Annotated in this window: 16 protein-coding genes and 1 riboswitch; of the genes, 10 read left to right on the top strand and 6 right to left on the bottom strand. The window is 72.2% G+C overall.

Annotated elements, in window-relative coordinates; genetic code table 11:
- Window positions 1-182: 182 nt before the first annotated feature.
- Window positions 183-1307: an alpha/beta hydrolase gene (locus ACZ4S3_RS27220; protein ID WP_467938569.1), complete on the top strand. Its 1125-nt coding sequence runs from the start codon at window positions 183-185 to the stop codon at window positions 1305-1307.
- Between the two features lie 29 nt (window positions 1308-1336).
- On the opposite strand, the gene ACZ4S3_RS27215 is transcribed toward ACZ4S3_RS27220, so the two are convergent.
- The gene (locus ACZ4S3_RS27215; protein ID WP_467938567.1) at window positions 1337-2377 is read right to left on the bottom strand and encodes a C40 family peptidase; all 1041 of its coding nucleotides are present in this window, start codon (window positions 2375-2377) and stop codon (window positions 1337-1339) included.
- A 231-nt stretch (window positions 2378-2608) separates the two neighbouring features.
- Here ACZ4S3_RS27215 and ACZ4S3_RS27210 point away from each other — a divergent pair, with 231 nt between their 5' ends.
- A complete protein-coding gene (locus ACZ4S3_RS27210; protein ID WP_467938565.1) occupies window positions 2609-2962 on the top strand; it encodes a hypothetical protein in 354 nt (117 codons plus the stop codon).
- A gap of 109 nt (window positions 2963-3071) precedes the next feature.
- On the opposite strand, the gene ACZ4S3_RS27205 is transcribed toward ACZ4S3_RS27210, so the two are convergent.
- Window positions 3072-4226 carry a C40 family peptidase gene (locus tag ACZ4S3_RS27205; RefSeq protein ID WP_467938563.1) on the bottom strand — a complete coding sequence of 385 codons (1155 nt, stop codon included), beginning with the start codon at window positions 4224-4226 and terminating at the stop codon, window positions 3072-3074.
- A gap of 8 nt (window positions 4227-4234) precedes the next feature.
- A riboswitch (cyclic di-AMP (ydaO/yuaA leader) is annotated at window positions 4235-4418 on the bottom strand.
- Window positions 4419-4700: 282 nt separating this feature from the next.
- Here ACZ4S3_RS27205 and pcrA point away from each other — a divergent pair.
- Window positions 4701-7184 carry a DNA helicase PcrA gene (gene pcrA, locus ACZ4S3_RS27200; protein WP_467938561.1) on the top strand — a complete coding sequence of 828 codons (2484 nt, stop codon included), beginning with the start codon at window positions 4701-4703 and terminating at the stop codon, window positions 7182-7184.
- A 55-nt stretch (window positions 7185-7239) separates the two neighbouring features.
- Here pcrA and ACZ4S3_RS27195 read toward each other — a convergent pair whose 3' ends face one another.
- On the bottom strand, window positions 7240-8955 hold the full coding sequence (locus ACZ4S3_RS27195; RefSeq protein ID WP_467938559.1) for a M23 family metallopeptidase: 1716 nt from the start codon (window positions 8953-8955) through the stop codon (window positions 7240-7242).
- Window positions 8956-9178: 223 nt separating this feature from the next.
- Window positions 9179-10006 (bottom strand): esterase/lipase family protein, encoded by an 828-nt coding sequence (locus ACZ4S3_RS27190; RefSeq protein ID WP_467938557.1) that lies wholly within the window; start codon window positions 10004-10006, stop codon window positions 9179-9181.
- Window positions 10007-10308: 302 nt separating this feature from the next.
- Between ACZ4S3_RS27190 and ACZ4S3_RS27185 the strand changes: the two genes are divergently transcribed.
- Window positions 10309-10767, top strand: a complete 459-nt coding sequence (locus ACZ4S3_RS27185) for a cobalamin B12-binding domain-containing protein (protein WP_467938555.1) — start codon at window positions 10309-10311, stop codon at window positions 10765-10767.
- A gap of 65 nt (window positions 10768-10832) precedes the next feature.
- Here ACZ4S3_RS27185 and ACZ4S3_RS27180 read toward each other — a convergent pair whose 3' ends face one another.
- Together ACZ4S3_RS27180 and ACZ4S3_RS27175 are read right to left on the bottom strand one after the other, a co-directional pair.
- Window positions 10833-12569 carry a DUF5691 domain-containing protein gene (locus ACZ4S3_RS27180; protein WP_467938554.1) on the bottom strand — a complete coding sequence of 579 codons (1737 nt, stop codon included), beginning with the start codon at window positions 12567-12569 and terminating at the stop codon, window positions 10833-10835.
- 160 nt (window positions 12570-12729) lie between these two features.
- A complete protein-coding gene (locus ACZ4S3_RS27175) occupies window positions 12730-14094 on the bottom strand; it encodes an SWIM zinc finger family protein (protein WP_467938552.1) in 1365 nt (454 codons plus the stop codon).
- A gap of 193 nt (window positions 14095-14287) precedes the next feature.
- On the opposite strand from ACZ4S3_RS27175, the gene ACZ4S3_RS27170 reads away from it, so the two are divergent.
- From ACZ4S3_RS27170 to ACZ4S3_RS27145, 6 genes are all read left to right on the top strand, one after another.
- Complete coding sequence (locus tag ACZ4S3_RS27170) at window positions 14288-15397, top strand: ATP-binding protein (protein WP_467938550.1); 1110 nt, start codon at window positions 14288-14290, stop codon at window positions 15395-15397.
- A 226-nt stretch (window positions 15398-15623) separates the two neighbouring features.
- Window positions 15624-17042: an RNA-guided endonuclease IscB gene (iscB, locus tag ACZ4S3_RS27165; RefSeq protein WP_467938548.1), complete on the top strand. Its 1419-nt coding sequence runs from the start codon at window positions 15624-15626 to the stop codon at window positions 17040-17042.
- A gap of 91 nt (window positions 17043-17133) precedes the next feature.
- A complete protein-coding gene (locus ACZ4S3_RS27160) occupies window positions 17134-19578 on the top strand; it encodes a DUF5682 family protein (RefSeq protein WP_467938546.1) in 2445 nt (814 codons plus the stop codon).
- Window positions 19575-20759: a VWA domain-containing protein gene (locus ACZ4S3_RS27155; RefSeq protein WP_467938544.1), complete on the top strand. Its 1185-nt coding sequence runs from the start codon at window positions 19575-19577 to the stop codon at window positions 20757-20759. Before ACZ4S3_RS27160 ends, ACZ4S3_RS27155 begins: the two co-directional genes overlap by 4 nt.
- Window positions 20760-20901: 142 nt before the next feature.
- Complete coding sequence (locus tag ACZ4S3_RS27150; RefSeq protein ID WP_467938542.1) at window positions 20902-21810, top strand: hypothetical protein; 909 nt, start codon at window positions 20902-20904, stop codon at window positions 21808-21810.
- Between the two features lie 92 nt (window positions 21811-21902).
- Window positions 21903-22955 carry a hypothetical protein gene (locus ACZ4S3_RS27145; RefSeq protein ID WP_467938540.1) on the top strand — a complete coding sequence of 351 codons (1053 nt, stop codon included), beginning with the start codon at window positions 21903-21905 and terminating at the stop codon, window positions 22953-22955.
- Window positions 22956-23297: the final 342 nt, after the last annotated feature.

The following is a 23297-nucleotide window of genomic DNA, read 5'->3' as shown; positions in this document are numbered from 1 at the left end:
ACGGCGAGGGAACGGATGGAGGCGCCACCGGGGTCGGGAGAAGACGCGTAAAGAAGGGCCAAAGACGGGCAACCAGGACCGCGCGGATCGCCATCTAAGGGCGCGGAGAGGCTCACTGCCGAAGGCGGGGCCAGAACCACAGCCCACGTCCTTCGCGTATCTGTCCTGGAAGCGAGACCCCGATGAGCCTGACGGGCACGCCCTTCTTCCTCACCTCCATCGCGCTTCTGATAGTCGCCGTAGTCCTGCCGCTCGCCCTGTGGGGCCGGATAGCCGGGCCGCCTCTGGTACGCGGCCTCGCCCGGCTGCTGATGCTGCTGTTTGCCCAGGTCACCGCCATCACCTTGGTCTTCGTGCTGGTCAACAACGCCAACAGCCTCTACGACACCTGGGGCGATCTCCTCGGCACCGACAGCCATGTCCAGGCGGCGCAGGACCTCGGCCCGGACGGGATGGGCGGCCGGAAGATCAAGAACGAGCCCAAACAGATCCAGCACTTCCGCCCGTCGGACGACCCCAGGACGGGCCCCGGCGTCCGGATGACCGACCTCAACGGCCGGATCTCGGGCGTCAGCGGCGAGGTCTACGTCTGGCTGCCGCCGCAGTACAGCGACCCCGCCTACCAGCACAAGAAGTTCCCCGTGGTCGAGCTGCTGCCCGGCTACCCCGGTTCGGCGAAGGCCTGGTACGGGGCGCTGCATGTGGGCGAGCAGCTCGGGCCGCTGATGCAGCGCGGCGAGGTCAAGCCGTTCATCCTGGTGGCGCCGCGGACGAACATCCTCACCGGCGCCGACACCGGATGCGTCAACATCCCCGGCAAGGTCAACGCCGACAGCTGGCTGACCGTCGACGTACGCCAGATGGTCATCGACAACTTCCGGGCCGGCGGCAAGCCGGACTCCTGGGCGCTGGCGGGTTATTCGGCGGGCGCGCACTGTGCCGCCAAGCTCGCCCTGTCCCACCCCGACCGCTACCGCGCCGCCGTCGCCATGTCCGGCTACAACGACCCGGCGCTGGAGCCCGATTCCCTCGCCGGCAAGGACCCCAAGCTGCGCGTCGAGTCCAACCCGCTGCACATCCTCAAGGCCGCCAACGCCGCCGGACGGCCGCCGCGTACGGCCCTGTACGTCTCGGGTGCGGCGGGCGACGGCTACCAGGCCGGCATCGGCCTGCGGCAGCTCGCCAAGAGGCCGACGACGGTGACCGTGCACCAGATTTCGGCGAATGCGGGCGGCCACACCACGGCGGTGTGGCGGAACCAGGTGCCGGAGATCTTCCGGTGGCTGGGCACACAGGTCAGGGCCTGAGCGCGCCCCTCGAAGCCGACCGCCGGCCCCTACGCGGGCCGGGTCGCCGCCGCGAACGGCATTGTGTCGATGGGGGCGATGCGCACCGGTGCCCCCGGATGCGGGGCGTGGATCATCTTGCCGTCGCCGATGTAGAGCCCCACATGACTGATGCCGGAATAGAAGAACACCAGGTCGCCGGGGGCGAGTTGGGATTTGTCGATACGTGGCCCGGAGCTGATCTGGGTGTAGGTCGTACGGGGCAGCGAGACGCCGCCGGACTTCCAGGCGGCCTGGGTCAGGCCCGAGCAGTCGTACGCGGAGGGGCCGGTCGCGCCCCAGACGTACGGCTTGCCGAGTGCTGCGTGGGCGAAGGAAACGGCGCGTGCGGCACGGGAGTTGGCGGCCGGGGTGTCCGGGGTGTCCGGGGTGTCCGGGGCGGCCACCGGCCGGTCCTCCTCGCCCGTCATCCGCCGCCGCTGTTCGTCGGTCAGCCGGTCGAGCAGCGCCTCGGCGGAGTCCAGCTTCCGCATGACCGTGATGCGGTGCCGCTTCAGCGTGCCCTCGGTGTGCTCCAGCCGCTCCGCGGTGGCCTCGGCGCGGTCGCGGATCTGGCGGACGCTGCCGAGCCGGCGCGCATAACCGGCCACCGCGTTCGCCTGGTGGCTGCCCGCGCGCTCGAGGACCGTGGCGCCGTCCAGATAGCGCTGGGGGTCGGCGGACATCATCAGCCGCAGGGTCGGGTCCACGCCGCCGGAGCGGTACTGGCTCCCGGCCATCGTGCCCAGTTCGGCCCTGGCGGCGTTCAGTTTCCGGGTCCGGCGGGCGGCCTCGTCCTGGAGCCGGGCCAGCTCCGCGCGTGCGGTGTCGGCCTCTTCCCTGGCGCCGTTGTAGTGCTGCGTCGCCACCTCTGCCTCCTGGTACAGCGCGTCGACCCGGTCTTTGACCTGGGCGGGGGTGGGGCGGGGAGCGGCCTGGCCGGTGCCGTCGAAGGCTGCGGCGCCGGCGGCGCCGGCGAGGGCCAGGGTGGCGGCCGTACGGGCTGTCGGGTGGTGCTTGGTCCTGCGGTGCGACGCCACTGCGGCCGTCACTTCCTTCCGTACCGGCCGTGGGTCCATCGGCCGTCTGGGGAAGGACGCTAAACCTGCACGTCACGGCGTAGCTCCCAGATGCCCGGAATTGGCCGTTTCCGACCGGGAGTGATGTCGGGGTGAGCGCGCCCCGCCGCGAACGCGCCCCGGAGGGGCCTGGCCTGACCGAAGCGGCGATTACCGATGCCCTGCCGGAAAGCGCGTGCTATGCGGCGGATACGATCGCGCACTATGGACGTAGTAATCAATATCTTCGTCGGCCTGCACATCATCGGCATCGCCTCCCTCCTGGGCGGCTTTCTGACCCAGATGAAGGCGATGAGCGCGGGCACCGCCCGCTTTGTGCCGGCCATGCTGCACGGCGCGCTGACGATGCTGGTCACCGGCATCGTGCTGGTCGGGCTGAACGAGGCCCAGGACCACACCCTCAACAACATCAAGATCGGCATCAAGATGGCCGTCCTGGTGGTGATCCTGGCGCTGGTCTACGTCAAGCGGGACGACGAGAAGATCGCCAAGCCGCTCTTCGGTGCCGTCGGCGGGCTCACGGTGGCCAACATTTTCATCGCGGTGCTCTGGACCTGAGGCCCGGCGCCCGCAGAGACGACTCACCGCGCGGTCATCCCACTGAGGGGACGACCGCGCGGTGGCGTGTGGGGGGTGGCCGTGGGGGGTGGACTCCGGGGGGAGCGGGTCAGGCCGGGCGGACGCTCCCGTAGATCGGCATGTAGTAGATCGACTCCTCCCGGACGCTGGCGCCCGGGTGCGGGGCGTGGATCATCTTGCCGTTGCCTATGTACATCCCGACGTGGCTGATGTCGTCGTAGAAGAACACCAGGTCACCCGGCTTGAGGTCACCGGTGGCGACCCGCTGGCCGACCTTGACCTGGTCCCAGGTCGTACGCGGCAGATCGACGCCGGCCGCCTTCCACGCCGCCTGGGTCAGGCCCGAGCAGTCGTAGGAATTGGGTCCGGTCGCGCCCCAGACGTACGGCTTGCCCATCTGGGAGCGGGCGAAGGCGAGCGCCTTCTCGGCCTTGGTCGAGTACGAGCCGCCGTCAGTGGACCCGCCCCCGGTGGAGCCGCCGCCGGTCTGGCCGCCCGTCGAGCCGCCGCCGTCTTGCTGCCGCTGCTGCCGCTCCTTCTCCGCCTGCTGACGCGCCAGCTCCTCGGCCCGGCGCTTGGCCGCCGCCTCCTTCTTGCGCTCCAGCTCCGCCAGCCGGGCCTTCTCCTGCACGGTCAGCCGGGACAGCAGCTGCCGGGTCTCGGCCAACTTGCTCTGGACGGACCGCTTGGACTCCTGCAGCGAGGCCTGCGACGTCTGGAGCCGCTCCAGGCTCCGGGTCGCCTCGGCGCGCTGCCGGGCGGCCGCCGCCTGCTGCTCCTCGTAGTTCGTGACCGCCTGCTTCTGCCGGCCGGTCAGCCGCTCCATGAGGTGCGTACGGTCGAAGAAGTCCTGCGGGTCCTTGGCCAGCATCAGCTGCGCCGTCGGGTTCATGCCGCCGGTGCGGTACTGCGCCGAGGCGAAGGTGCCCAGCTCACGCCGGGACTCGTTCATCTTCTCCGCGCGCTTGGCGGCCGCATCGAGCAGACCGTTGACGGTGGCGCGCTGATGTTCGGCGCTCTCCTTGGCGGCGTTGTACTTCTGGGTGGCCACCTCGGCCTGACGGTAGAGCCCGTCGACCTTCTGTTTGACCTCTTCAATGGTGGGCTTGGGGGCCCTCGGGGCGGCCCCGGCGGACTGCGAGAGCAGGGTGACCGAGGCGAGGGCGGCGGTGGTGAGCCCGGCCGCGGTACGGCTTCCGGGCGAGGTGAGAACGCGGGTGCGCGGCTTGCGATGCGACGCCAAGGCCGGCGACTCCTTCCGTGGACCGCCTACCGGGTTAGCTGTCGGGTTCGGGCGGTGTCGCTGACGGAAGGCTTGCCCTACGGTCGCTGCGTCCGCCGCTGGCGGCCGTAGTGATCGATTCACCCCGGTGGTGCTGGTGGGTCCCCGGCTCCGGGTGCCTGAGGGCAGGGCCGGACTCGGCGGAGGCGGCCCGTGCGGACGCTGTCGTCCACGGGGATGCGGGCTGCCCGAGCAGGCACGGTAGCCAACTCGTGTGGCCCCTGTGAAGGCTGATGTTCGATATGCCCGAAACCTTTTCGTTATCTGAGGAGAAGTTGAGGCGAAGGGGCAGCGTGGCGAAGGGGCCGCGCGGTGGAAGGCGTGGCCGGAAGACGATGCCGGGCAGCCCTGGAAATGTGGTGTGCCGCATACCGGATGCCGGATCTGGTCAGGTGGGGGCGGGCTGTCAGTCCGGCGGCCTAGACTCGGTGGGCGATGAGCAGCCTCTTTGACGACAGCTTCCTGGCGGATCTCGGCCCCAAGGGCGAGGACGAACATCCGCCGCCCCCCGAGGACGAGCACGGCCCGGCCCCGGAGGAGATTCCCGCCGACCTCTTCGGGGGGAAGTTCGACGCGCCCGTGCCCAAGGAGGCGTACTACCGCGACGGCGCCGCCCGCCCCGTCGTGGACCCGGCCGCGCTGCTCGAGGGCCTCAACGACGAGCAGAAGGCCGCCGTGGTGCACACCGGCGGCCCGCTGCTGATCGTCGCCGGCGCCGGCTCCGGCAAGACCCGGGTGCTCACCCACCGCATCGCGCATCTGCTCGCCGAGCGCCATGTCCACCCCGGCCAGATCCTCGCGATCACGTTCACGAACAAGGCCGCCGGCGAGATGAAGGAGCGCGTCGAGGACCTGATCGGCCCGCGCGCCAACGCCATGTGGGTCTCCACCTTCCACAGCGCCTGCGTGCGGATCCTGCGCCGCGAGTCCAAGAAGCTCGGCTTCACGTCCTCCTTCTCGATCTACGACGCCGCCGACTCCAAGCGCCTGATGGCCCTGGTCTGCCGCGATCTGGATCTGGACCCCAAGCGCTTCCCGCCCAAGTCCTTCAGCGCCAAGATCTCCAACCTCAAGAACGAACTCATCGACGAGGAGACCTTCGCCGGGACGGCCGCCGACGGCTTCGAGAAGACCCTGGCCGAGGCGTATGCGATGTACCAGTCGCGGCTGCGCGAGGCCAACGCCCTGGACTTCGACGACATCATCATGACGACGGTCAATCTCCTCCAGGCCTTCCCGGATGTCGCCGACCACTACCGCCGCCGCTTCCGCCACGTCCTGGTCGACGAGTACCAGGACACCAACCATGCCCAGTACACCCTCGTCCGCGAACTGGTCGGCGCCGGCACCGCCGAGATGCCCGCCGCCGAGCTGTGCGTCGTCGGTGACGCCGACCAGTCGATCTACGCCTTCCGCGGCGCCACGATCCGCAACATCCTCCAGTTCGAGGAGGACTACCCGGACGCGACCACGATCCTCCTGGAGCAGAACTACCGCTCCAGCCAGACGATCCTGTCCGCCGCCAACGCCGTCATCGAGCGCAACGAGAACCGCCGCCCCAAGAACCTCTGGACCGACGCCGGCGCCGGCCCCAAGATCACCGGCTATGTCGCCGACACCGAGCACGACGAGGCACAGTTCGTCGCCGACGAGATCGACCGGCTGACGGACGCGGGCGACGCCAAGGCCGGCGATGTCGCCGTCTTCTACCGCACCAACGCCCAGTCCCGTGTCTTCGAAGAGATCTTCATCCGGGTCGGGCTCCCGTACAAGGTCGTCGGCGGCGTGCGCTTCTACGAGCGCAAGGAGGTCCGCGACGTCCTCGCCTACCTGCGGGTGCTCGCCAACCCCGAGGACACCGTCCCGCTGCGCCGGATCCTGAACGTCCCCAAGCGCGGCATCGGCGACCGCGCCGAGGCGATGATCGACGCCCTGTCCTCCCGCGAGAAGATCACCTTCCCGCAGGCGCTGCGCCGCGTCGACGAGGCGTACGGCATGGCGGCCCGCTCCGCCAACGCCGTCAAGCGCTTCAACGTCCTCATGGAGGAACTGCGCACGATCGTCGAGTCCGGCGCCGGGCCCGCCACCGTCCTCGAGGCCGTCCTGGAGCGGACGGGCTATCTCGCCGAGCTCCAGTCCTCCACCGACCCGCAGGACGAGACCCGGATCGAGAACCTCCAGGAACTCGCCTCGGTGGCCCTGGAGTTCGAGCAGGACCGGGGAGAGGAGAACCCGGGCACGCTCTCCGACTTCCTGGAGCAGGTCGCGCTGGTCGCCGACTCCGACCAGATCCCCGACGAGGACGACGACGGCAGCGGCGTGATCACCCTCATGACCCTGCACACCGCCAAGGGCCTGGAATTCCCGGTCGTCTTCCTCACCGGCCTGGAGGACGGCGTCTTCCCGCATATGCGCTCCCTGGGCCAGACCAAGGAGCTGGAGGAGGAGCGCCGGCTGGCGTATGTGGGCATCACACGTGCCCGCGAGCGGCTCTACGTCACCCGCTCGACGATGCGCAGCGCCTGGGGCCAGCCCTCGTACAACCCCCCCTCCCGGTTCCTGGAGGAGATCCCGGACGACTACGTGGAGTGGAAGCGCACCGGTCCCGCGACGCCGTCCGCCTCGATGGGCGGGCTGTCGTCACGCGGTGGCGGTGGCGGTGGCGGCCTCGGCGGGGGCATCGGGTCCACGCTGTCGTCGGCACGCGCCAAGGGCCCGAGCGGGTTCGCCACGCGCCGCGCCACGGACCGGCAGGTGCCCTCGCTGGCCGTCGGCGACCGCGTCACGCACGACAGCTTCGGCCTGGGCACGGTCGTCGGGGTCAAGGGCAGCGGCGACAACGCCGAGGCGACCATCGACTTCGGCGGCGAGAAGCCGAAGCGGCTGCTGCTGCGGTACGCGCCGGTGGAGAAGCTCTAGCGGTCCGTCTGACGCGTCGCCGCCCGGCCACCTTCTCGGTGTAGCCGGGCGGTGGTCAGTTCGGGTTGAGGCCGTGGTCGCGGAGCCACGGAATCGGGTCGACCGCCGCGTCGCCGCCGGGGCGCACCTCGAAGTGGAGGTGCGGGCCGGTGGAGTTGCCGGAGTTGCCCGAATACGCGATCTGCTCACCGGCCTTGACCGAACCCGAGCGGATCTTGGTGCTGCTGAGGTGGCAGTACCAGGTCTCGGTGCCGTCGGGCGCGGTCACTATCGCCATGTTGCCGTAGGCCGAGTTCCACTGGGTGCGGACGGTGCCGTCGGTGGCGGACATGACGGGGGTGCCGTAGCTGACCGGGAAGTCGATTCCGGTGTGTACGGACATCCAGTTCACGCCGGCCTGGCCGAAGAGCGCGCTCAGCCCGTGCTGGGTGACCGGCAGCACGAACTTGGGCCGCAGGGCTTCCTTGCGGGCCGCTTCCGCCGCCGCGCGCTGCTTCTCGAGGGCCTGGCGCTCCTTGAGGTCGATCCGCTCCTGGGTGCGGTTCGCCCGGTCGCCGAAGTCACGGGCGTCGGCGCTGAGTCCGGCCAGCTGGCTGTCGAGCTTCTTGTTGGCCGCGGACGCCTTGACCGAGCCGGCGTCTCCGATGGCCTGGGCGGGCTTGTCGTCCTTCTTGTCATCCCCGACGAATCCGGTGACGGAGGCGGCCGCGGCCGCGCAGACGCCCATGGCGGCGACCGAGGGCACCGCAACGGTCAGCAGCGCCGAGCGCTTGGCCGTACGGCGGCGGCCCCGCCCGCGGACGGCTTTCCCGGCCGCCGGCCCCTCGACCCGCCGCGCGGCGGGGACCGGGGCGGTGACCGGCATGGCCTGCGTCATCGCGTCGGCGACCGCGGCGGCGTCGTCGGGGACATCCGTGGCGGCCGGGGCGTCGGCCTCGGACTCGGCGGCTTCGAAGTCCGGCGCCTCGAAGTCCAGAGCCTCGAACTGCGCGGTCTCGAACTGTGCGGTCCCGTAGTGCGCGGTCTCGTAGTGCGACGGGCCGGCCTGCGCCGGGATGCCGGCGATCAGGTCCTGGTCCGTGGTGGACCAGATCGCGGTGGCCTCGAAGCTGCCGGTGGCGTGATCACGGGTGTCGTAGCCGCCGGTGTCGTACGCGGGCTGCCCGTACTGCGGGTGCTGCCCGTACGGGTCGTTCTGATCCTGCTGATCTTGCTGCTCGTGCTGCTTGTATTCCTGGTACTGCTGCTCGTGCTGCTGCTCATGCTGCTGGTACGGCTCGTGCCCGGCGTGCTCGTACGCGGTGTGGGCGTACGGGTCGTAGGCCTCGTATGCGCCGGTGTCGTACGTGCCGGTCGCATAGCCATCTGCGGCGTATGTGGCCGTTGTTGCGTACGTGCCGGTGTCGTAAGCGGTGGTGTCGTAAGCGGCAGTGTCATAGGCACTCGCCGTCCCGTAGGCACCCGTGCCGTACGTGGGGGTGCTGTACGCGTCGCCGTTGTACGTACCGGTGTCATAGGAGCCGGTGCCGTAGGTGCTTGTGTCGTACGCCGCCGCGTCGTAACCGCCGGTGCCGTAACCGCTGGTGTCGTACGCACTCGTGCTGTATGTCCCGGCGTCATGGCTGCCGGCGTCGTACCGGCCCGCTTCGTATGAGCCCGGAAGCGAGCCGAAGAGAGGGTCGCCGTCGCCGTACTCGCCGTAGCTGGACGCGGTGTGCTGCTGCCCGTGGGAGTCGTAGGCCGGGTAGCCCGATGGGTGACGGTCGTTCACCAACTTCTCTTTCGCCTCGGCAGCAGGAGAATTAGCGGCGACTGTACCCGGCGGTACGCGACGGCGACAATCATCAACAGGTTTCCGACTCGGCGAGACCGGGCATTTGGCCGCCTTTCGGGAGCCCACATGCGAGTTCTTGGCGCCTCGTTCGAAGTCTGTTCGAGGAAACGACAAGATCGGTTCGTAAACGGGGGCCGCCGCGGCGTTGCGTGCGATGAATTCAGGCCACCGAAATGGCGTTTTCTGTACCTTCTGCGCCTCGCGCCGAGGTCAATGCCTCGCGTATTCCGGCCGCTACGGCGCCGCTGACCGGTAGCGCGAGATGTCCGACACCGGCGACATGCACGTTGTACGCGAGCAAATCCGGGTGATCGATTCGGGCCGTCCTGGCCGGCACCATCACCTGGTCCACCTCGCTCCAGAAAGCGACGAACCGCGTCCGGCAATTCGGCGCCGGAAGCGACAACTCGGCTATCACCGCGGAATCCGGCCGCATCTGCCGGACGATCGGGTGGGCCGACATCAGGGGGGCGACGCGGGTGCCGGAGTGCGGGGTGCCGAGCGTGATCACCGTACGCACCCGGGCGTCGCCGCCCAGGCGCTGTACGTAATAGCGGGCGATGAGCCCGCCGAGACTATGGCCCACGATGTCCACCCGGCGGTGGCCGGTCCGGGCGCACACGCCCTCCACATGGCGGCTCAACAGCTCGGCGGCCTTGCGCAGATCGCAGGTCAGCGGGGAGTAGTTGAGCGCTTCGAGGTGGCGCCAGCCGTGCCGGCGCAGCGCGCGGCGGAGCAGGACGAAGACCGAGCGGTTGTCGATGAAGCCATGGAGAAGGAGGACGGGCGGATGAGCGCGGCCTTCGGTGGGGAGGAGCGGCGGGGCTTCGGTGCCGGATGCGGCGGATGTGGAGTGCGCGATGGGCTGCTCCTGGGAGATGCCGGTGGGGTAGAGGAGCAGATGGCCGGCGAGGACGGCCAGGTCCAGGGCGGTGCTGCGGAGGAGGGGCGGAAGGGCACAGAGGCGGTTGGGCAGACTGGCCTGCATGGTCGACCTCCCGGAGGGCATGCGGGAGGCGTGCTCAACGGCGCGGCGGCCCGGCTGCGGCTTCCCGTGCGCCCGTCCCCGTGCGCACTGCGCCGTCCCTGGCTGTGCGACACGCGGGACGCGGCGTGTGGTGAATGTGTCCCATGTGTGATTTCCCCCTCGCCGCATGTCACGAAACGGCTGGGTACGGGATGCTGGAGATAACGTTCGTTCACGCTCGTGGCCGCCGATCGTGGCCGCGCGATCGATTGTCGGCTCGGCGGCACCGCCCGGCGAGTGCCGTACTTGGCTTGGAGGCAGTGATGAGTGTGGCTCGGCAGGACGGAGCGCAAGCGGAGAGCCAGGGGGCGGCGGGCCGGTCGGGGCCGATCCGGGTCGTGGTGGCCAAACCGGGGCTGGACGGTCATGACCGCGGCGCCAAGGTGATCGCGCGGGCGCTGCGCGACGCCGGTATGGAGGTCATCTACACCGGACTGCACCAGACCCCGGAGCAGATCGTCGACACCGCCATCCAGGAGGACGCCGACGCGATCGGGCTGTCCATCCTCTCCGGCGCGCACAACACGCTGTTCGCGAAGGTGATCGCCCTCCTGGAGGAGCGCGACGCGGCGGACATCAAGGTGTTCGGCGGCGGCATCATCCCGGAGGCGGACATCGCTCCGCTCAAGGCGCAGGGCGTCGCGGAGATCTTCACGCCGGGCGCGACGACCACCTCCATCGTGGAGTGGGTCCGGGCGAACGTGCGGCCGCTGGCGGTCTGAGCCAGCGGCGCGCGGGTGGCGTACGGGGCCCGCGAGGTGGTGCGGGCCCCATGGCGGGCGGACGGTCATGGTGCGGTGGGGGCGGGCTCGCCGGCCCCGTTCGCCGGAGCGTCGGGCCGGGTGAATTCGGCGTGCATGGTGGCGCGCAGCCGCAGGGTGCCGACCAGGCGCTGGAACGCCTCGGACCAGTAGCCGCCGGAGCCCGGGGAGGCGCCTTCCGGTTCGTCCGTGATGGCGGTGAGCATGTCGAGACGGTCCGCGGCGGCCGGGTCCAGACAGCGCTCGGCCAGGCCCATCACCCCGCTGAAGCTCCAGGGATAGCTGCCCGCGTCCCGGGCGATGTCCAGCGCGTCGACGACCGAGCGGCCCAGCGGCTCGGACCAGGGGACGGCACAGACGCCGAGCATCCGGAAGGCGTCCGAGAGGCCGTGCGCGGCGATGAACTCCGCCACCCACGCGGCACGTTCGTCCTCGGGCAGTACGGTCAGCAGCTTGGCCAGGTCGCGGGACGAGCCGGCCGGTGCCACCTCGGTGGCCCGGTCCGGGGCCGCGGGCGCGCCCAGCAGTGCCCGCGCCCACCCGGCGTCCCGCTGGCGCACGGCGGCCCGGCACCAGGCGTCGTGCAGCTCCGTCCGCCAGTTGTCGGCCACCGGCAGGGCAACGATCTGTGCCGGAGTACGGCCGGGGAACTGCTCACACCAGCCCGCCAGAGGGGCCGCCTCCGTCAACTGGCTCAGCCACCAGGCGCCAAGGCCCCGCCCGGAGGGCGGCTTGAGCACCACGCCGTCCCGCTCCATCCCCGCATCGCACTCCTGGGGCGCCTCGACGGTGATCACCGGGCCGGGGGTGTGGACCAGGCCGATGCAGGCGCGGGCGCGCTCTGCCATCCGGGCGGCGAGCGCCGAACCGGGCAGCGCGGAAAGCAGCTCGGCGGCCGTGGCGCGGACATTGCGGCTGCGGTCGGACAGCGCCTGTTCGAGGAAGGGCTCATCGGCCGCGGCGAGGCCCTCGCGCAGTGAGTCGAGGAACATCAGCCGGTCCTCGGCGCGCTCGGTGGCCCAGGTGGTGCCGAGGAGTTCGAGACCGGCGGCCGGGTCGCGGCGGCGCAGCGCGGTCAGCAGGGTGACCCGCTCGGCGAACAGGCCCTCCTCCCACAGGCGCCGTACGCCCTCGGGGTCTCCTTCACTCTCCTCTCTTCCCCCGCTCTCGGCTCCTCTTGAACGGGGGGACCCCGATGCGTGGAAGCTGCCTCCCACACCGAGCGCGGCCGCGGAGCCTCCGATGCCGCGGAGCGCGAACTTCCAGTCGTCGTTGAGCCGGGCCAGCCACAGGGCGCGCGGTCCCGCCAGGGCGAGCGCGGCGGGCCGCAGGTCCGTACGGGCGCGGGCGGCGTCCAGCAGGGCGGGCAGCAGCGCCCCGGGGGCGCGATAGCCGTGCTCCTGGGCGGCGGCGAGCCACTGGGGCAGCAGCTCGGTGAGGTCGGGGGCGGTGCCGCGGCGGCTGCCGCTGCCGGTGCCGCCGCGGTCGGCGAGCAGCAGGGACAGCCTCCGCCGCGCGGCGGGCGGCAGCGGGGGCCGCGGGTCGGCCGGGGCGGCGGCGGGCCGCTCGCCGGCCAGGGCGGGGCGCAGCGCGGCGCGGCGGCGGACCGTACTCACGGCGGCCGCGTCCAGCAGCGCGGCCGCCGCGCTCTGCCCGGCCGACGGCGCCACCGGCGGCGTGCGCCGCTCCGTGCCGAGCAGGGCGGCGCTCACCAGGTCCTCCCAGGCGGCGGTGGTCATGGCCTTCGGTGGGGTGCTCGTCATCGGGTCTCTCCAGGTGTCGGGCGGCGGGTGGGGGTACCTCCCGCGCATGGGGGTCCTCCCGCGCGTGGCCCCCCTCGAGCGGAGCCGAGAGTGGGCGAGGAGCCGAGAGCGGGCGGGGGCGGCGTCGGCGGCGCGGCTGTGGCCGAGGCCGGCTGCCGGGTCACAGGGACACCGGGGTGGGGTCCCAGGCGGTCAGCGGCAGGAAGCCGCGGTGGCCGCATTCGCCGAAGACCGTGATCGGCGCGCCGCCCGATATGGCGGCCAGCTGCCACAGGCCCGCACGACCCAGGCAGCAGGGGTCGAGCGGGAGCGCCGACTCCCCGTCAGCATCGGCCAGTTGCCAGCCCGCGCCGTCCCGCGCCGGGATCGGGGTGACATCGGCGAGCACCACCGGCCAGGAATCCAGCCAGGGGTCGTCGCGCAGCGCGTCGCCGTACGCCGCCAGGGCGGCATCGATGCCGCAGCCGGGCGGCACCGTGCCGGGCGCCGCCGGGGAGTGCCGCTCGCCCAGGGCGGCGCGCAGCGGCCGGGCGCCCGGGTAGTAGGCCAGGTCCGCGTCGAGGACCTGACCGGGCGGCAGGGCCACGTCCAGGGGACGGCCGGAGCCGCCGAAGGACAGATGCAGCGCCATCCGGCCGGTGCGCTCGCCGCGCAGAAAGATTCTGCGGGTGGTCAACTTGCTGTCCTCGACGTCCTGTTGGGACAGCACCAGCCAGCGGTCCCGGACCGTCGTCGCATCGGGCCCGGTCAGCAGGTCCGCGGCGTCCGTGGTGAGCCCGACGCGCGAGCGCACCGTCGCGGCGAGCGGGGCCGGCAGCCGCTCCCTCCCCAGGAAACCCTGGTCGAGGAGATGGAGCAGCGCGCACTCCTCCAGCAGCCGGGCCGGCCAGTTGGCCCCGGAGGCGACGACCGATCCCAACTCCCGGACCCGGGCGGCAAGTCCGGGTGCCTGGGCGTCAACCATGCGCGCGGCCGTCTCGTCCCAGGAGCCCCCTCCGCCGGCTCCTTCGGCCGCGGCCAGGCCGGATCGCAGCAGGTCCTCCAGGCGCCGCTCCAGCTCCGTGGCGCCGGCGCCGATCCGCTGCAGCCGGCGCTCCGCCCGCCGCTTGGCGGCCTCCGGGTCGGCCGGCGTGCGTGACGCGGCCGCTCCGCCGGTCGCAGCGCCCGCGGCCCGCTCCGCCTTTTCCCGGCGCCCGGTCAGCCACTCGCCCGCCCACTGCGGCGGCTCCCCGGCCGCCACCTCCCCGCCCCCGCCCGCCCAGAGCAGCAGTAGCCCCAGCGCGTGCTTGCACGGGAATTTGCGGCTCGGGCAACTGCACTTGAAGGCGGGCCCGGTGACGTCGATGACGGCTTGGTACGGCTTCTTGCCGCTGCCCTTGCACAGCCCCCACACCGCGCCCCCGTCCGCGCCCGTCTCCGACCACGGTCCGGGCGAGGCGAGTTTGCCGCCCGCCTTACGTGAGGCATCGTCAGGCGCCAGCGCGAGCACCTGATCCGTCGTCCAGCGTTCCCCCTGCGGATTCATGTCTTCGACGCTACGACCCGCCACTGACAACGGCCCGGACAACCCTCGACCGTTGTGACGAAACAGCAGCTCAGAGACGGTTTTCGGGCCGTTGTCAGTGGTGTGGTGCAGGCTTGATTTCAGCAAGCGGCCGGCGGGTTTCCGCGCTGCGGGCCGCACACCTTGCGACGTATTTCCGTGACGAGGGGGAGCCATGTCCGACAACCACACCAAGGCAGCGAACGACGAGGCACTGCGGCCGCACGCGGAGGACACCTTCGCTGATGAACTGAAGGCCCTCGCGGCGGCCGACGACCGGCCGCGGCCGGAGCGCTGGCGGCTCTCGCCGTGGGCGGTGGCGACCTATCTGCTCGGCGGCACGCTCGCGGACGGCACGGTCATCACGCCCAAATATGTCGGCCCGCGGCGGATCGTCGAGGTCGCCGTGACCACCCTCGCCACGGACCGCGCGCTGCTGCTGCTCGGCGTGCCCGGCACCGCCAAGACCTGGGTGTCCGAGCATCTGGCGGCCGCCGTCAGCGGCGACTCCACCCTGCTGGTGCAGGGCACCGCCGGCACCCCCGAAGAGGCGATCCGCTACGGCTGGAACTACGCCCAGCTGCTCGCCAACGGCCCCAGCCGCGAGGCGCTGGTGCCCAGCCCGGTGATGCGGGCGATGGCCCAGGGCATGACCGCGAGGGTCGAGGAGCTGACCCGCATCCCGGCCGACGTACAGGACTCACTCATCACCGTCCTGTCGGAAAAGACCCTGCCCATCCCCGAGTTGGGGCAGGAAGTGCAGGCCGTCCGGGGCTTCAACCTGATCGCCACGGCCAACGACCGCGACCGCGGCGTCAATGAGCTCTCCAGCGCGCTGCGCCGCCGCTTCAACACCGTTGTGCTGCCCCTGCCCGCGACACCGGACGAAGAGGTGGACATCGTCTCCCGGCGGGTCGAGCAGATAGGGCGTTCGCTGGACCTGCCGGCCACCCCGGAGGGCATGGACGAGATCCGCCGCGTCGTCACGGTCTTCCGCGAGCTGCGCAGCGGCATCACCGCCGACGGCCGCACGAAGGTCAAGTCGCCCTCCGGCACGCTCTCCACCGCCGAGGCCATCTCCGTGGTCACCAACGGCCTGGCGCTGGCGACGCACTTCGGGGACGGCGTGCTGCGCGCCGGGGACGTGGCCGCCGGCATCCTGGGAGCGGTCGTCCGCGATCCGGCCGCCGACAGGGTCGTATGGCAGGAGTATCTGGAGGCCGTGGTGCGCGAGCGCGCCGGCTGGAAGGACTTCTACCGCGCCTGCCGTGAGGTGAGCGCGTAACGGGATCCCCTTCCTGAAGGAGGGGTTTTCAGCCGAACTGGCTGAGGGCCGCCGTTACCAGCACCAGCCGACACCACATTGGAGGTGAACGAAGTTGGCTACGTTTCACGTACGACAGAAGACCCACCCACCTGTTCTTCCTCAGCAGTTGGCTCTGGAATTCGAGTCAGCAGACACCCCCCGGATCGGGGACGAAACGGGGCTCGAACGCCGTAAGGCACCGGGCGTGGAACATGTGCGAGGGGAGATCACCAGCGCTTCACCTGGCGTTGGTGGCGTCACCCCCAACCCTGCGGTTGGGGAGAAGGCCCGTGAGGGCCACCCCGTCGTGTTCGTCCTCGACAAGCACGGCACACCCTTGCAGCCCACCACCCCCGCCAGGGCGCGCAAGCTGCTCACGTCCGGCCGGGCCGTGGTCGCCCGGCACACCCCGTTCGTCATCCGCCTCAAGGACCGCACCGCTGAACGGTCCGAGGTGGACGGTGTCCAGCTGGGTATCGATCCCGGCTCCAAGCACACCGGCATCGCAGTCTTCACGGAACAGGAAGGCAACCGGCGAGGCCTGTACGGAATCGAACTCACCCACCGCGGCGCCCGGATCCGGGACAAGATGTCGCAGCGAGCCGCCTACCGGCGCGGTCGTCGTACCCGCAACCTGCGCTACCGCGCACCCCGCTTCCTCAACCGCACGAGACCGAAGGGCTGGCTTGCCCCCAGCATGCGGCACCGTGTCGAGACCACCATGTCGTGGACGAACCGGCTGGCCCGGTGGGCACCCGTCCGGGCGGTGCATGTGGAGCGGGTCGCCTTCGACACCCACGCCATCTCCGCCGGCAAGCCCTTGGAGGGGGCCGAGTACCAGCACGGCACGTTGCACGGCACCGAGGTCCGCGAGTACCTCCTCGCCAAGTGGGGGCGCGCCTGCACCTATTGCGACACCACCGGCGTGCCGCTCAACATTGACCACATCCATCCCCGCAGCCGGGGCGGCTCCGACCGCATCTCCAACCTGTCCACCGCTTGCATCCCCTGCAACCAGACCAAGGGCAATCGCCCGGTCGAAGAGTTCCTGTCGAAGTCCCCGCGTCGGCTGGCGCGCATCCTCGCCCAGGCGAAAGCCCCGCTGCGGGATGCGGCAGCCGTCAACGCGACCAAGTGGGCACTGTGGCACGCGCTCGGCAATGCGTTCCCCGGAGCGGTCCACACAGCGTCGGGCGGGCGTACGAAGTGGAACCGCACCCGCACCGGCCAGCCCAAGACCCACACCCTCGACGCCCTGTGCGTCGGCGCACTGGACACCATCGACCGCACCCCGCACACCGTTCTCGCCGTCATTGCCACGGGCCGGGGTACCTATGCCCGCACCCGCACCGACACGTACGGCTTCCCCCGCCTCCGGCTACCGAGGCAGAAGCAGTTCTTCGGCTACCAGACCGGAGACCTCGCACGTGCCGTCGTCCGCACTGGCAAGAAAGCGGGCACCCACACCGGCCGGATTGCCGTCCGCGCTACCGGCAACTTCAATATCAAAACCGCCCACGGCCTGATCCAGGGCATCCGCCACAAACACTTCCGCCTCCTCCAACGAGCAGACGGATACGCCTACACCACCCGACCCGAAGGAGCGCTGGGCGCTGCGGACTGACCCGTCAGAGCACGGCTCGGGCCCTGGAGGCCCTCCCGCGCTTGCGTTTCCTCCCCCAGCTGAAGCAGGGGGCGTCCACGAAAGGAATCCGATGACCACCAGGACCACCACGGAGCCGGTGCTGCTCGGGGTGCGGCATCACGGCCCCGGGTCGGCGCGGGCGGTGCGGGCCGCCCTGGATCAGGCCGCGCCCGGCGCGGTGCTGATCGAGGGCCCGCCCGAGGCGGACGAGCTGGTGCCGCTGGCCCTACGCGAGGACATGCGGCCCCCCGTCGCGCTGCTCGCCCACGTACTGGACGACCCCGGCCGCGCGGCGTTCTGGCCGCTGGCCGAGTTCTCCCCGGAGTGGGTGGCGCTGCGCTGGGCGCTGGAGCACGACGTCCCGGTCCGCTTCATCGATCTGCCCGCGGCGCACTCCCTGGCCATGGCGGCGGAGGAGGAGGCCACGGCGGCCGAAGAGGCGGAGAAGGCCGATGCCGATGCCGGCGATCCCGCCGACGTCCGGGTGGACCCCATCGGCGTACTGGCCGAGACCGCCGGATACGACGACGCCGAGCGCTGGTGGGAGGACGTCGTGGAGCACCGGGGGGTGAGTGGTCCCGGGGCGGACGCGCTGGCGCCGTTCGCGGCGCTGGCCGAGGCGATGGCGGCGCTGCGCGAGACGTACGGGGACGGCCGACCGGACCGCGACCCGGTGCGCGAGGCCCATATGCGGCTCCGGCTGCACGCCGCACGGCGGGAGTTCGGGGACGACATCGCCGTGGTGTGCGGAGCCTGGCACGTCCCGGCGCTCGCCCGCCGCGGCACCGTGACCGCTGACCGGCAGCTGCTCAAGGGCCTGCCCAAGGTGAAGGCGGCGGTGACCTGGGTGCCGTGGACCCACCGGCGGCTCTCCCGGCGCAGCGGTTACGGCGCCGGTATCGCCTCGCCCGGCTGGTACGGCCATCTCTTCAGCTCCCCCGACCGCCCCATCGAGCGCTGGATGACCAAGGTCGCCGGGCTGCTGCGGGAAGAGGATTTCGCCGTTTCGTCGGCGCATGTCATCGAGGCGGTGCGGCTCGCCGAGGGGCTGGCCACGGTGCGCGGCCGCCCGCTGGCCGGTCTCGCGGAGACCGACGACGCGATCCGCGCCGTGATGGGAGACGGATCCGACGCCCCGTCCTCGCTGATCCACGACCGGCTGGTGGTCGGGGACGTGCTGGGCGAGGTACCCGAGGACGCCCCCACGGTGCCGTTGCAGCGCGATCTCACCCGCAGCCGGCGGGCGCTGCGGCTCAAGCCGGAAGCGCTGGAGCGCGAGGTGGAGCTGGACCTGCGCAAGGAGACCGACGCAGGCCGCAGCAGGCTGCTGCACCGGCTGCGGCTGCTCGGCATCCCCTGGGGCGAGCCCACCCGCTCCCGCGGCAGCACCGGCACCTTCCGGGAGACCTGGCTGCTGCGCTGGGAGCCCGAGCTGGCCGTACGGGTCGCCGAGGCCGGGATCTGGGGCACGACCGTCCTCTCCGCGGCCACCGCCAAATCGGCGTCGGAGGCGGTGGGCGCGGCCACACTCGCGCAGGTGACGGCGCTCGCCGAGCGCTGTCTGCTCGCCGAACTCCCCGACGCCCTGCCGGTGGTGATGCGGGCGCTGTCGGACCGCGCGGCGCTGGATGCGGACGTGGGCCATCTCGCCCAGGCACTGCCCGCTCTCGTACGGTCCGTGCGGTACGGCAATGTGCGCGGCACGGACGGCGCGGCGCTGCGCGAGGTGGCGCTGGGCCTGGCCGAGCGGGTCTTCGTCGGGCTGCCGCCGGCCTGCGCAGGCCTGGACGACGACGGCGCCGCGGAGATGCGCGGCCATCTCGACGCCACCCACCAGGCCGTCGGTCTGCTCGCCCAGTTCGAGACCGACGCCCGACGCGGGACCGACACCGAACCGGAGACCGACACCGAACTCGGGGCCGCCGCCCGGCCCGAGGGCGGACCGGCGGACCTGCGGTCCCGCTGGGCCGGGGTGCTGCGGGCGGTCAGCGGACGGGACGCCGTACCCGGCCTGATCCGGGGGCGGGCCGCCCGGCTCCTCCTGGACGACGGCCGGCTGGACGACGGGGGAGCGGAGCGGCTGATGGGCCTCGCCCTCTCACCGGGCACCGCACCCGCCGACGCCGCCGGCTGGATCGAGGGCTTCGCCGGCGGCGGGGACGGCGGCATGCTGCTCGTCCACGACGAACGGCTGCTCGCCCTGGTCGACGGCTGGCTGACGAGCGTGCCGGACGCCGCGTTCACGGATGTGCTGCCGCTGCTGCGCCGGACCTTCACCGAGTACGAGCCCGGGGTACGCCGGACCCTCGGCGAGCTGATCCGCCGTGGCCCCGCGGCCACCACCCGCGCCCCGGCCGGCGACACCACGGACGCCGCGTCCCCCGGCTTCGGTCCCGGCCTGGACCGCGACCGCGCCGCGGCCGTCCTCCCCACCCTGCGCCTGCTGCTGGGCCGGGACCAGGACACCGACGCCGCCCGACGACCGGACAACGACCTCACGGGGGTAGGGACATGACCAGCACGACGACCGGACCCACGACCGAGGCCGAGCGGCTGCGGCGCTGGCGGCTGGTGCTCGGCGGCGACGGGGCGGACGGCACCGGATGCGAGCTGCGAGGCCAGGACGCCGCCATGGACGGGGCGCTCGCCGCGCTCTACGGCCAGGGCAAGGGCGGCAAGGGCGCCGACGGGGCGCACCGTTCGGCGGGGCTCGGCGCCTCGGCGCCCTCCGTGGCGCGCTGGCTGGGCGACATCCGTACGTACTTCCCCTCCTCCGTGGTGCAGGTCATGCAGCGCGACGCCATCGACCGGCTGGGCCTGAACAACCTGCTGCTGGAGCCGGAGATGCTCGAGGCCGTGGAGGCGGATGTGCATCTGGTGGGCACCCTGCTCTCCCTCAACAGGGTCATGCCGGAGACGACGAAGGAGACCGCTCGGGCCGTCGTCCGCAAGGTCGTCGAACAGCTGGAGAAGCGGCTGGCGACCCGCACCCGGGCCACCCTCACCGGCGCGCTGGACCGCTCCGCGCGGATCAACCGCCCCCGCCACCGCGACATCGACTGGGACCGCACGATCCGGGCCAACCTCAAGAACTACCTCCCCGAGTACCGCACGGTCGTCCCGGAGCGGCTGATCGGCTACGGCCGGGCCGCCCAGTCGGTGAAGAAGGAGGTGGTGCTCTGCATCGACCAGTCCGGGTCGATGGCCGCCTCGGTCGTCTACGCCTCGGTGTTCGGGGCGGTGCTGGCATCGATGCGGGCCATCGACACCCGCCTGGTCGTCTTCGACACCTCGGTGGTCGATCTGACGGACCGGATGAGCGATCCGGTCGATGTCCTCTTCGGCACCCAGCTCGGCGGCGGCACGGACATCAACCGCGCCCTCGCCTACTGTCAGTCCCGCATCACCCGCCCCGCCGAGACCGTCGTCGTCCTCATCAGCGACCTCTACGAGGGCGGCATCCGGGACGAGATGCTCAAGCGGGTCGCCGCGATGAAGGCGGCCGGGGTGCAGTTCGTGACACTGCTCGCCCTGTCCGACGAGGGCGCGCCCGCCTACGACCGGGAGCATGCCGCGGCGCTCGCGGCCCTGGGCGCACCGGCGTTCGCGTGTACGCCGGACCTCTTCCCGGATGTGATGGCGGCCGCCATCGAGAAGCGGCCGCTGCCCATACCGGACATGGCGGAGCAACGGTGACAGGAGCACCGGGGCGACTTGCATGGCACGTGGCAGGTCGTGCGAGGATCAGCCCATCGCTCGATCGCCCGCGACGAGAGTGACACCGAAGCCGCGCGTTGGCGCGGCCGGGTGTCCCCGTCCGTATGGGAAGGTCCCCTCCTTGTCCGCTGTGTTCGCCATGCCTGCCGCCGTGCGCCTGCCGCGCGCGGCGGTCGCGCGGCGTGCGCTGCTGGCGGGGCTCTTCCTGGTGGCCTTCGTCGCCCTCGGCTTCGCCTTCGGTCCCGGCGCGCACGCCGATGACCGTACGGGCATGCAGGCTCCGGCCGGCGTGTCGTCCCCGGGCCGGGCCCCGGCCGAGGCGTCCGCCCCGGACCAGACTTCCCCCACTCCCGGCTCCGCTCGAGCGGGAGGCACCCCCAACCGGGACGGTGCGGCGGACCGAGCGGACCGGCTCTCCGGCTCCGACACCGCGGTCGCGCGGCAGGGCGAGGCGGCCGACACCAAGCTCACCCGGCGCACGGATGCCGCTTCCGCGGCGGTGGCCACGGCCGTACGGCCCGCCGCCGAGCGGACCGCTCCGGTCACCACGCCGGTGTCCGGTGTCGTACGGGAGACCGGCACCACCGTCGGCGCCACGCTGCCCGTCCGGCTCCCCTCCGGTGAGCAGGCGGGACGGCCCGGCAACGGCACCACGCCCGCGCCCGGCGAGCGGCCCAACGGCGCCCGTGGCGCCGGGTCGCGGACCGTCGGCCCGGCTGGTGTCTCCGCCGCCGCGCTGCACCCGGCGCACTGCACCGACGGCCCGCACAAGCCGGCCGGCCACCCCCGCCCCGCCCTGCACGAGCAGCGGGACCAGGGACATCACGGCCTGCCGGGCCAGTTCCCGCAGGGCCCCGTGGCGCCCGCCTCGCACACCGCGGGCGACGGCCACGGCTCCCGTGGCGGGGACCTGCACGCCGCCGCCCCGGTGGACCCCACGCGCTTCCGGCTGCTGCCCGGTGGCGTCCGCACGGCCGATGGCGCTCCGACGCGTCGGCGTGCCGAAGACATCCTCGAATTCCCCGGCTAGGGCAGACCGCTCCGCGTCTGTACCACCGACCTGCCGCGCGGGGGCGGGACAGGTCTGCCCAACACCCCTGAATTCGAAGGACTTTCACCATCATGCGCTCCAACATCCGCCGTTCCATCGTCGTTGCCGCTGCCGCCAGCGGTCTGTGGGCCCTCGGCTCCGTCGCCGCCAACGCCGCCGAACTGCCCGCCGCCCCGCAGCTGCCCGCCGCCGGGACGGTGACCGATGCCGCGAAGCAGCTGCCCGCCGGCGACGTGACCGGCACCGCCACGAAGGCCGTGGGCACCGTCACCACGACCGCCAAGAAGACGGTCGGCGACGCGACCGGCAAGCTGCCCCGGGTCGGCGGTGCGACCGGCGCCGTGGACGGCGTGCGGAAGCTGGTGGGTGGCGCCGGGCTGCCGAACGCCAACGCCGGTGACCTGAAGAAGGCCGCCGATGTGAAGCAGGCCAAGAAGGCCGCGAAGAAGGCCGGCAAGGCCGTCAAGAAGGCCGCCAAGGCCGCTCAGCTCCCGAACGTCACGCTGCCCGCCGTGCCGAACCTGGCCGGTGCCCCGTCGCTGCCCGCCACCCCCGGCGTCCCCGCCGCCGGCCTCGGCGGCCTGACCAAGGGCCTGCCCAAGGCCCCCGCGCTGCCCAAGGCGCCCGGCTCGGTCACCAACCTGCTGGCCGCCCTCGCCGGTACCGGCGTCCGCCCCGAGCAGCTGACGAACCAGGCCCGGACCGCGCCGGCCACCGCCCGCCCGGCCGTCGACAGCGCCGCCGCCGATGTGCTGCCGCCCGTCGCCCGGCGGATCGTCGTCAAGGTGGTGCCGGTCACCCAGAACGCGGTCGGCGGCGCCGGCCGGCTCGCCGGTGACGCGGCCGCCCAGGCGACCCCGTTCGTGACCTCCGTCGGCGGCCGTGCGCAGGTCTTCACGCAGGGTGTCGCGACCGACGCCGCGCCGTTCGCGCAGGGCCTGGGCACCGTAGTCGTGACCGACGGCCAGGGCATCGCCGCCGGCGCGCAGGGCCTGGCCCCGGTGACGTCCCTCCCGGCCGTGCCGGCCGCGCCCGCCCACCTCGGCGACCTGACCAACGCCGCGAACATCCCGGCCCTGCCGGCCCTCCCGGCCGTGCCGAACCTGCCCGTCCAGGGCATCTGAACCCCTCCGGCCGGTAACCCCGGCCGAAGGTAGCCCCGGCCCATCCGTCTCGGCGGAGGCGGACAGGCCGGGCCGGGCCACGCCGGATCATCTCCGGCGCCCAAGAACGGCCGGGCGGTTCTCTGTGGGGGAGAGCCGCCCGGCCTTGGCGTTTTCCGGCCGGGGCCGGGGCCGGGGGCGGGGCCGGGGGCGGGGCGGGAATGGGCCTCGGGAGACGCCCTGGGAAGCGTCTTGTCGGTCATCGACACCCCTAGTACTGCAACCGCATGTGGGGTGTGTGGCCTCGGCGTTGGTAGTGGCAGTGGCGGGCTCGGGCTTGGCTGCGTCTGCGGAAGTGTGACC

It is taken from the genome of Streptomyces sp. NPDC028368 (genome assembly GCF_055565615.1).
The sequence above is the reverse complement of the archived record's forward strand: the minus strand, read 5'-3'. Positions and strand labels throughout refer to the sequence as shown.